The sequence below is a fragment of the Geobacillus sp. PK12 genome (assembly GCF_004123125.1).
Taxonomy (GTDB): Bacteria; Bacillota; Bacilli; order Bacillales; family Anoxybacillaceae; genus Geobacillus; species Geobacillus zalihae.
Genome location: NZ_SDKL01000064.1, coordinates 1 through 10,484 on the forward strand (window position 1 = coordinate 1; position 10,484 = coordinate 10,484).

The 10,484-nt window shown below is 51.5% G+C and carries 8 protein-coding genes, 7 tRNA genes and 1 rRNA gene; all 16 read left to right on the forward strand.

What is annotated here, in order from left to right; translation table 11 throughout:
- The coding region (locus tag ETR37_RS19250) for a hypothetical protein (RefSeq protein ID WP_164978016.1) at positions 1-206 on the forward strand (206 nt) is incomplete at its 5' end.
- A gap of 77 nt (positions 207-283) precedes the next feature.
- Positions 284-400: ribosomal RNA gene (gene rrf, locus ETR37_RS16650) — 5S ribosomal RNA — on the forward strand.
- 156 nt (positions 401-556) lie between these two features.
- Positions 557-631, forward strand: a tRNA-Asn gene (locus ETR37_RS16655).
- Between the two features lie 7 nt (positions 632-638).
- A tRNA-Thr gene (locus ETR37_RS16660) sits at positions 639-714 on the forward strand.
- A gap of 10 nt (positions 715-724) precedes the next feature.
- Positions 725-796: transfer RNA gene (locus ETR37_RS16665), tRNA-Glu, on the forward strand.
- Between the two features lie 114 nt (positions 797-910).
- Positions 911-985: transfer RNA gene (locus ETR37_RS16670), tRNA-Gln, on the forward strand.
- 417 nt (positions 986-1,402) lie between these two features.
- Positions 1,403-1,478 (forward strand) — tRNA-Lys (locus tag ETR37_RS16675).
- 4 nt (positions 1,479-1,482) lie between these two features.
- Positions 1,483-1,554, forward strand: a tRNA-Gly gene (locus tag ETR37_RS16680).
- A 6-nt stretch (positions 1,555-1,560) separates the two neighbouring features.
- Positions 1,561-1,633: transfer RNA gene (locus ETR37_RS16685), tRNA-Ala, on the forward strand.
- A 148-nt stretch (positions 1,634-1,781) separates the two neighbouring features.
- On the forward strand, positions 1,782-2,681 hold the full coding sequence (rocF, locus tag ETR37_RS16690; protein ID WP_014194613.1) for an arginase: 900 nt from the start codon (positions 1,782-1,784) through the stop codon (positions 2,679-2,681).
- A gap of 200 nt (positions 2,682-2,881) precedes the next feature.
- Complete coding sequence (gene sigW / locus ETR37_RS16695) at positions 2,882-3,445, forward strand: RNA polymerase sigma factor SigW (protein ID WP_011229662.1); 564 nt, start codon at positions 2,882-2,884, stop codon at positions 3,443-3,445.
- Between the two features lie 14 nt (positions 3,446-3,459).
- Complete coding sequence (gene rsiW, locus ETR37_RS16700) at positions 3,460-4,071, forward strand: anti-sigma-W factor RsiW (protein WP_015373735.1); 612 nt, start codon at positions 3,460-3,462, stop codon at positions 4,069-4,071.
- 72 nt (positions 4,072-4,143) lie between these two features.
- The gene (gene cdaA / locus ETR37_RS16705) at positions 4,144-4,965 is read left to right on the forward strand and encodes a diadenylate cyclase CdaA (protein WP_014194616.1); all 822 of its coding nucleotides are present in this window, start codon (positions 4,144-4,146) and stop codon (positions 4,963-4,965) included.
- Positions 4,958-6,196 (forward strand): CdaR family protein, encoded by a 1,239-nt coding sequence (locus ETR37_RS16710; protein ID WP_015373736.1) that lies wholly within the window; start codon positions 4,958-4,960, stop codon positions 6,194-6,196. The genes cdaA and ETR37_RS16710 overlap by 8 nt, the downstream gene beginning before the upstream one ends.
- 27 nt (positions 6,197-6,223) lie before the next feature.
- Positions 6,224-7,573, forward strand: coding sequence for a phosphoglucosamine mutase (gene glmM, locus ETR37_RS16715; RefSeq protein ID WP_020754911.1), 1,350 nt, complete (start codon positions 6,224-6,226; stop codon positions 7,571-7,573).
- Between the two features lie 536 nt (positions 7,574-8,109).
- On the forward strand, positions 8,110-9,912 hold the full coding sequence (gene glmS / locus ETR37_RS16720) for a glutamine--fructose-6-phosphate transaminase (isomerizing) (protein ID WP_129447547.1): 1,803 nt from the start codon (positions 8,110-8,112) through the stop codon (positions 9,910-9,912).
- The last annotated feature ends 572 nt before the right edge of the window (positions 9,913-10,484 follow it).

Genomic DNA, 10,484 nt, shown 5'->3' on the forward strand with positions numbered 1-10,484 from the left:
CAGGACCGAAGCGTCGCGAGCCGATGGCGGCCGGAACTAGACAGCGAAAAGCGCAGGCGAGCGGGTCGCCGCGACGGGCAAATGTTCTTCGCCTGCAGGGATGTTCACATCCCGAAGGCGAAGGTTATTTGACCCCGAGTGGCGGCGAGCCGGAGCTGGACAATGCGAAAAGCGCAGGCGAGCGGCTTCTTCCGACGGTTATCTAGTTTTGAGGGAATGAACATCCTGTTGACAAATCCAACAGGATGGATATAATAATTACTGTCCAAGATGATCATCATTGCCTAGTGGCTATGGCGGAGGGGAAACACCCGTTCCCATCCCGAACACGGAAGTTAAGCCCTCCAGCGCCGATGGTAGTTGGGGCCAGCGCCCCTGCAAGAGTAGGTCGTTGCTAGGCAATGTTTCATTATTCTGCAATAGTTCAGCGACGAGCTTCACATCTTCGAATTCGCTACGAGTTGCCTCGACGCATCTCGCTCCCTTGAATTAGCTGGCAGAGGAAGAGGTAACGAGCACATTGGGAAGATGTGCATGACATATAGTTATTCATCATTCCGCAATAGCTCAGCGGTAGAGCAACCGGCTGTTAACCGGTAGGTCGTAGGTTCGAATCCTACTTGCGGAGCCATTTTTACGCTTCCATAGCTCAGTAGGTAGAGCACTTCCATGGTAAGGAAGAGGTCACCGGTTCGAGCCCGGTTGGAAGCTCCATTTATTTTCCGGCCCGTTGGTCAAGTGGTTAAGACACCGCCCTTTCACGGCGGTAACACGGGTTCGAATCCCGTACGGGTCACTCCATTTCGGCCAGTCGTCCTTTCAAGGATGATTGGCCGAAATGAAAAGTGTATACTTCCCTGATTGCTGAGATATAATAGCAATTGAATACAGCGTTTCTTTCTCATCGCGTTGGGCTATAGCCAAGCGGTAAGGCAACGGACTTTGACTCCGTGATGCGCTGGTTCGAATCCAGCTAGCCCAGCCATTATTTTTTTTGTACATAAAAATGGTCATGAGCCATTAGCTCAGTGACGAGCGTTACATCGTCGAATAGGCATCGAGTTGCCCCGACGCATCTGCTTCCTTGAACAGGCTGGCAGAGGAAGGGGCAGCATACTTAGAGTGTTATCCTAACTATGAGCCATTAGCTCAGTAACGAGCGCTACATCTTCGAGTTTGCTTCGAGTTGTCCCGACGCATCTTGCTTCCTTGAATATGCTTGTAGAGGAAGGGACATCGTTCACTGTGAGTGTATACTCAACCATGAGCCATTAGCTCAGTAACGAGCGCTACATCTTCGAGTTTGCTTCGAGTTGCCTCGACGCACTTGGCATCTTTGAATCGGCTGGGAGAGGAAGAGGCAGGTAGAGCTAGGTAGTACCTAGAGTGTATACTCAACCATGAGCCATTAGCTTAGTAGGTAGAGCATCTGACTTTTAATCAGAGGGTCGGAGGTTCGAGTCCTCCATGGCTCACCATAGCGCGGAAGTAGTTCAGTGGTAGAACACCACCTTGCCAAGGTGGGGGTCGCGGGTTCGAGTCCCGTCTTCCGCTTGGGGCGGGGCCTTAGCTCAGCTGGGAGAGCGCCTGCTTTGCACGCAGGAGGTCATCGGTTCGATCCCGATAGGCTCCATCAAGAGCAGACTGCTTGACAACCAAAAGCAGCCTGCTCTTTTTTGTTATATCGGTATAAATATTCAAAATTTTGTCAAGTTGAGTCATCCCCTTTCTTTCCTCTACAATAAAGACGTAACAGGAACCGGAAAGGAGTGGGAGACAGCATGAAGCCAATTTCAATTATCGGGGTTCCGATGGATTTAGGGCAGACACGCCGCGGCGTTGATATGGGGCCGAGCGCAATGCGTTATGCAGGCGTCATCGAACGTCTGGAACGTCTTCATTACGATATTGAAGATTTGGGAGATATTCCGATTGGAAAAGCAGAGCGGTTGCACGAGCAAGGAGATTCACGGTTGCGCAATTTGAAAGCGGTTGCGGAAGCGAACGAGAAACTTGCGGCGGCGGTTGACCAAGTCGTTCAGCGGGGGCGATTTCCGCTTGTGTTGGGCGGCGACCATAGCATCGCCATTGGCACGCTCGCCGGGGTGGCGAAACATTATGAGCGGCTTGGAGTGATCTGGTATGACGCGCATGGCGACGTCAACACCGCGGAAACGTCGCCGTCTGGAAACATTCATGGCATGCCGCTGGCGGCGAGCCTCGGGTTTGGCCATCCGGCGCTGACGCAAATCGGCGGATACAGCCCCAAAATCAAGCCGGAACATGTCGTGTTGATCGGCGTCCGTTCCCTTGATGAAGGGGAGAAGAAGTTTATTCGCGAAAAAGGAATCAAAATTTACACGATGCATGAGGTTGATCGGCTCGGAATGACAAGGGTGATGGAAGAAACGATCGCCTATTTAAAAGAACGAACGGATGGCGTTCATTTGTCGCTTGACTTGGATGGCCTTGACCCAAGCGACGCACCGGGAGTCGGAACGCCTGTCATTGGAGGATTGACATACCGCGAAAGCCATTTGGCGATGGAGATGCTGGCCGAGGCACAAATCATCACTTCAGCGGAATTTGTCGAAGTGAACCCGATCTTGGATGAGCGGAACAAAACAGCATCAGTGGCTGTAGCGCTGATGGGGTCGTTGTTTGGTGAAAAACTCATGTAATGCATGTGGGCAAAGAGGGTTGGTTGCGGGATTCACGGATATGATGATGATTTGTTCCCGCTGTTTGTGAAAGAGGGGCTGCCATTTGTTTGGAGTCCCCTCTTTTTCCGTTGTATGATACAATAAATATGTTGCATGAAACTTTTCTTGATCGAGCGCCGTAATATACAGTAAGCCGTGAGGCGGGGGTATTGTATTTTATGGATCTATTTATTAAAAAGAGAATTAAGGCGATCCAAAAAGGGGATCAAAACGCATACGCGGATCTTGTCGATTTGTATAAGGACAAGATTTACCGTCTTTGCTATCGAATGCTTGGCAATCGGCATGAGGCGGAAGATGCGGCGCAGGAGGCGTTCATCCGCGCCTACATCCATATTGATACGTACAATCCAGAAATGAAGTTTTCCACTTGGCTGTACCGGATCGCGACGAACTTGACGATCGATAAATTGCGGAAACGGAAGCCGGACGTGTATTTAGATGAAGAGGTCGGAGGCACGGACGGGTTGACGATGCAGGCTCAGCTTCCTTCCCGCGAAGCATCCCCGGAGGAGGCAGTGGAAAGCCTGGAGCTGCAAGAGACGGTGCAGCGAGCGATTGAGCAGTTGCCAGAAAAGTATCGAAGCGTGATCGTGTTGAAATATATGGAAGATTTGTCCTTGCAAGAAATCAGCGAGATTTTAGGGTTGCCGGTCGGCACGGTGAAAACGCGGCTGCATCGCGGCCGTGAAGCGTTGCGCAGGCAATTGGGTCATTTATAAGAGGGTGGGAGACTATGGAATGTCCGAAAGAAATCGTGTTGCTCATGCACAGCTATTTTGATGGAGATCTCCAGCCAGAAGGAGAGCAGCAGCTGAAAGAACATTTGCGTTCGTGCGCTGCGTGCGCTGCCCATTTTCACGAGCTGAAAAAGACGGTTGCTTTCCTCCAATATGCCGCCCACGTTGCGGCGCCGCCGTCGTTTGCAGCCAAGGTTATGGAGGCGATGCCGAAAGAGAGAAAGACCGCGCGGCTGCGCCGTTTTCTGCATCGTCATCCGCTGCTTACGGCTGCCTCGTTGTTTTTCGCGCTTACTTTCGGCAGCTTAGCCTCTTCATGGGGGGAAAGAGGCGCGTTTTCCGTCTCAGCTGATGAACATGTCATCATCCGCGATCATACTGTCATCGTGCCGAAAGGAGAAACGGTCAAAGGAGATATTGTCGTCCGCAATGGCTCGATTCGGATTGAAGGAACGGTTGATGGGGACGTGACTGTGATCCATGGAAAGAAATATATGGCGTCCGCCGGGCAAGTGACAGGGGAAGTGGAGGAAATTAATCAAGTGTTTGAATGGATTTGGTATAATATTAAAGAAAGGTTCAATCGTGCGCTCCAATCGATTGAATGATGGCAGCCATCGTTCGATGGCTTTTTCCGTGGCCATCAACAGATTGGAATTAGAGATAAAGGAAGTGTGAAGATGTCCTTCGGAGAGCTCCCCATCGTGTCATATTTGTTAAAAGTGGTTGATATCCTTGTCGTTTGGTATGTGATTTACAAGTTGATCATGATGATTCGCGGGACGAAGGCCATTCAGTTGTTAAAAGGCATTTTTTTAATTATTTTGGTTCGTTTCGTGAGCAATTACCTCGGATTGACGACGTTGCAATGGCTGATGGATCAGGCGATCATTTGGGGATTTCTCGCGATCATCATCATTTTTCAACCAGAATTGCGGCGCGCCCTTGAGCAGCTCGGCCGCGGACGGCTGTTCACCCGCAATACGGTCAATGAAGAGGAAGAGCGGATGCGAATGGTGGAAGCCATTGTCAAAGCGACCGAGTATATGGCGAAGCGACGCATCGGCGCGCTGATTTCCATTGAGCGGGAAACCGGAATGAACGATTATGTCGAAACCGGCATTATGTTAAACGCTCATGTATCGCCGGAACTGCTCATTAATATTTTCATTCCGAACACGCCGCTTCATGATGGGGCGGTCATTATTCAAAAAAACCAAATCGCTGCGGCGGCCTGTTATTTGCCATTATCGGAAAGTCCGTTTATTTCGAAAGAGCTCGGAACACGCCATCGGGCGGCGCTCGGCATCAGCGAAGTGACGGACAGCGTCACCGTCGTCGTGTCGGAAGAGACGGGAGCAGTATCGTTGACGAAAAACGGCGAGCTGTACCGCGATTTAACGATCGATGAGTTTCGGGAGCTGTTAACGGGGGAACTTGCTCCTGCGACGAAGGCGCCTGCTTCTTCCCGTTGGCAGTGGAGGGGGAAGAAACATGGATAAGTTGATGGACCATCCTTGGTTTATTCGCGTTGTCTCCTTATTGCTGGCGATTATGCTGTATATGTCGGCCAATGTCGGGGCGAAAACTGGTGAGACGCGCAACACGTTTGGCCAGGAAGATACGGAAACGTTGGTCGATATTCCGGTGGTCGCTTACTATGATGAAAACAACTTGGTCGTATCTGGCGTCCCGAAATACGTGAACGTTACGCTCCAAGGACCCGCCAGCATTGTCAAGCCGACGGCTCTACAACGAAATTTCGAGGTGTATGTCGATTTAACGGAATTGCCATTAGGGACATACACGGTGCCGATCAAATACAGGGACATCTCCGACAAGTTGAAAGTGACGATTCAGCCTTCCTCGGCCAAAGTGACGATTCGTGAAAAAGTGTCGAAACAGTTTCCGGTCGGTGTTGAATTTTTCAATCGAAACAAAATGCCGGATGGCTATTCCGTTGGAGAACCGACGGTGAAACCAGATGCCGTGACGATTACCGGGGCGAAGGAACGAATCGACGAGATTGCCTTTGTCAAAGCCATCGTCGACTTAGATGGGGCGACGGAAACGCTGACGAGAGAAGCGCGCGTTCGAGTGTACGATCGACGGGGAAATGAGTTGGATATTGAGCCAGAGCCATCGTCGGTGGAAGTAACCGTGCCGGTGAAAAGCCCGAGCAAGACGGTGCCGGTTCAAGTGCAGACAACCGGAGAGCTGCCGGATGGTGTGCATCTTGTCAGCGTCACGCCGGAGCCGGATCGGGTGACGATTTATGGACCGAAGGAAGTGTTGAATCATATTGACAAGCTGGAAGGATTGACCGTTGATTTGGACGACATTACTGATGATGCGACGGTAGAGCTCGACGTTCCGCTTCCCGATGGCGCCAAAAGCGTCAACCCAGACAAAATCAAGGTGCATATTGATGTGGAAAAAGACGTCACGCAAACGTGGAAAGACGTGCCGATCGCTGTCGTCGGCTTGCCGGATTCATACAAAGCTGAATTTGTCAAACCGCTTGAAGGCAAAATTACGGTCCGCCTTGTCGGTCCGCCCGATGTCGTCCGCGGGTTGACAAAAGACGATATTCGTTTGTATGTCGATGTCGGTGGACTTGACACCGGCGAACATCAAGTTCCCATTCAATGGAACCACCCTGAACAAGTCCAATGGCAGCCGTCGGTGGAAACGGCGATGGTCCAGATTAGCGAAAAAGCGGCTGCACAATAAACTGCATAGTAAGGAGAGAGTGAACGAATGGGCAAATATTTTGGCACTGATGGTGTACGAGGAGTCGCAAATCGTGAATTGACGCCAGAGTTGGCGTTTCAAATCGGCCGCTGCGGCGGATACGTGCTGACCAAAAGCGCTGAGCGCCCGAAAGTACTGATCGGGCGCGACACCCGCATTTCCGGCCATATGTTGGAAGGGGCCCTTGTCGCGGGGCTTTTGTCGATCGGGGCGGAAGTGATGCGCCTTGGCGTCATTTCCACGCCAGGTGTCGCCTATTTGACGAAGGCGCTTGGAGCGCAGGCCGGCATCATGATTTCTGCCTCCCACAACCCGGTGCAAGATAACGGCATTAAATTTTTCGGCCCGGACGGGTTCAAGCTGTCGGATGAGCAGGAAGCCGAGATAGAAGCGCTCATCGACAGCGCGGAGGATATGCTGCCGCGGCCGATCGGGGCTGGACTTGGGCAAGTCAACGACTATTTTGAAGGCGGGCAAAAGTACTTGCAGTATTTAAAACAAACGATCGATGAAGAAGATTTTTCCGGGATGAAAATCGCCCTCGACTGCGCGCACGGGGCGACGTCATCGCTGGCGACGTACTTATTTGCCGATTTGGATGCGGATGTCGTGACGATGGGGGCGTCGCCCAATGGGCTCAACATTAACGAAGGGGTCGGTTCCACCCATCCGGAAGCGTTAGCGGCGTTTGTCAAAGAAAAAGGAGCTGATGTCGGGCTCGCCTTTGACGGGGACGGCGACCGTCTCATCGCTGTCGATGAGAACGGCAACATCGTCGATGGCGACCAGATTATGTACATTTGCGCCAAATATTTAAAAGAAACCGGCCGCCTCAAGCACCAAACCGTCGTCTCGACCGTCATGAGCAACCTTGGGTTTTACAAGGCGCTGGAGGCTCAAGGGATTAAAAGTGTGCAAACAGCAGTCGGCGACCGCTATGTCGTCGAAGAAATGAAGAAGAACGGCTATAATCTCGGCGGCGAGCAGTCCGGACATATCATCTTCCTCGACTACAACACGACGGGGGACGGAATGTTGACGGCGCTCCAGCTTGTCAACATCATGAAAATCAAAGGCAAGCCGCTTTCCGAATTGGCGGGGGAAATGAAAAAATACCCGCAGCTGCTTGTGAACGTCCGGGTGGCCGATAAGGAAAAAGCAATGGAAAACGAACAAGTGAAAAACGTGATCCAGGAAGTGGAGGCAGAGATGAACGGCAACGGCCGCGTTCTTGTCCGCCCATCGGGGACTGAGCCGCTTGTGCGCATTATGGCGGAGGCCCAAACCGAGGAAGCGTGCCGCGCCTACGTTGAGCGGATCGCGGATGTTGTCCGCCGTGAAATGGGAGCGGAATAACCGATTGCTTGGACAACCACCCTATGCATAGACGGAACGTTCCCTTTCGTTTATGCATAGGGTATTTATATATAAATAGTTGACGCCGCTGGGAATGTCCTGTAATATTAACGTTGTTGCCTTTTTCTTGAAAGGAGGCGATGGAAGGGCGAAGAGCGGAACATGGTAAAGTGATGGCTTGTCGCAACCGTAGGCATGGCCAACAAAGCAACAAGGTGATTGGTTGTTGCATCGGTTTTAACGATCACAAAGCGCCTGGACTAAGCGTTGGACGGAAGAACGCTTAGTTGACGAGGAGGAGGTTTATCGAGGTTTTCGGCGGATGCCTCCCGGCTGGAGCGATGACAGCCGCAAGTCCTCTCTTAAAACAAAGGGGTGACCCTTTGCACAAAGGGGAGGATGTCATCGCGCGAATATAGACAGGGAGTCTGCCGCCCGTGGATCGGCGAGACCCCGAACATGTTCTTTGACAACTGAACAGGAAAGACGGTTCTCGTTAGCGGCAGCCTCCAAGATGAAAAGGAGGAACATTTGCCATGTGCGGCATTGTTGGCTATATCGGTTATCAAGATGTGAAGGAAATTTTATTGCGCGGATTGGAAAAACTCGAGTATCGCGGCTACGATTCAGCGGGGATCGCCGTATTGAACGAAAGCGGCGTGCATGTGTTTAAGGAAAAAGGACGGATCGCCGATTTGCGCCGCATCGTCGACCCGAACGTCAACGCGACGGTCGGCATTGGCCATACACGCTGGGCGACGCACGGGGCGCCAAGCCGATTGAACGCCCACCCGCATCAAAGCGCTTCCGGCCGTTTTACGCTCGTGCATAACGGTGTCATTGAAAACTATGAAATGGTCAAGCGCGACTACTTGGCCGATGTCACATTCCAAAGCGATACGGACACGGAAGTGATCGTCCAGCTCGTGGAGAAGTTCGTCAACGACGGACTGGCAACGAAAGAGGCGTTCCGAAAAACGCTCTCGCTGCTAAAAGGATCGTACGCCATCGCCATGATCGATGCACAAGACGAAAACACGATCTATGCGGCGAAAAACAAAAGCCCGCTTCTTGTCGGATTGGGCGATGGGTTTAACGTCGTGGCGAGCGATGCGATGGCGATGCTCCAAGTGACGAATCGATTCGTCGAACTGATGGATGGGGAGCTCGTCATCGTCACGAGCGAGAACGTCACGATTCAAACGCTAAACGGTGAAACAGTCGAACGGAAGCCGTTTACGGCCGAACTCGATGGGAGCGACATTGAAAAAGGGACGTATCCGCATTATATGCTGAAAGAAATTGATGAGCAGCCGTTCGTCATCCGCCGCATCATTCAAAAATACCAAGACGAAAACGGCGGATTGACGATCGACCAAGCGATCATCAACGAAGTGCTGAACGCCGACCGCCTGTACATTGTCGCGTGCGGAACGAGCTACCACGCAGGTCTCGTCGGCAAGCAGTTGATCGAATCGTGGGCGAAAATTCCGGTGGAAGTGCATATTGCCAGCGAATTTTCGTACAACATGCCGCTGTTGTCGGAAAAGCCGCTCTTCATCTTTATCTCGCAAAGCGGCGAAACGGCCGACAGCCGCGCCGTGCTCGTGCAAACGAACAAACTCGGCCATAAAGCGATTACGATCACGAACGTCCCAGGTTCGACGCTGTCGCGGGAAGCCGATTATACGCTTCTGTTGCACGCCGGCCCGGAAATCGCCGTTGCCTCGACAAAGGCATATACGGCGCAAATTGCTGTACTTGCGATTTTGGCCGCCGCGGCGGCGAAAGCGAAAGGCTTTGAGCTGGACTTTGACTTGACGAAAGAGCTTGCCATCGTCGCCAATGTGATGGAAATGCTGTGTGATGCGAAAGAAGAAATGGAGAAAATCGCAAGCGACTACTTGACGTTGACGCGCAACTGCTTCTTCATCGGCCGCGCCGTTGACTACTATGTCTGCCTAGAAGGCGCGCTGAAGCTGAAGGAGATCTCGTACATCCAAGCGGAAGGGTTCGCCGGCGGCGAGCTGAAACACGGCACGATCGCCTTGATTGAGGACGGCACGCCGGTCATCGCCCTCGCCACCCAAGAGCACGTAAATTTGAGCATTCGCGGCAACGTAAAAGAAGTCGTCGCCCGCGGCGCGAACCCGTGCGTCATCTCGATGCGCGGCCTGGAAGGCGACGGCGACCGCTTCATCATCCCGGCCGTCCATCCGGATCTTACGCCGCTTGTGTCCGTCGTGCCGTTGCAGCTGATCGCATACTATGCCGCCTTGCACCGCGGCTGCGACGTCGACAAACCGCGCAACTTGGCGAAGAGCGTGACGGTGGAGTAAGCGGTTCATTGGTCGGAAAGATGTTGAATGACAAAAAAGTCGGGTACTTGACAAAAAAGTCGGGAACCGGACAAAAAAGTTAGGTACCGAACAAAAAAGTCGGGAACTGAAAGCCTGTTGGTGAATCCAGCAGGCTTTTGTTTTTTCTATTATCTGCGGAAAATAAAGTCGCATACTGAAAAATAAAGTTATATATTCAATAAAAGTGTTGGCGAATTTTTATGCCAACAATTTTTCCTTTATTTCCGATCAAACAAATATTTGAATAATAAAAGGCATTTTGAAAGTGTTTGTAATATTGTGGTAAATTGATTAAAATCGGTCTTATTTGATTTCTATGGAAGAATAAAATTTCTTTCATCATCTGTGATGCCGCGAAGCGATGCATGGGCATCTAACGGGCAGTATAATTAAAGAAGGAATCAAATGCTAAATATCTAATATATAAAATCAACCCGTGGTGCTAGATAAACTTGATCAAGCATAAAAATAGCCCTTGCTGGCGGATCTCCAGTAGAATGAAAGTGCCACCCAACATTCGAAAGGAGAGATCCCCCATGCAAGAGCACTTT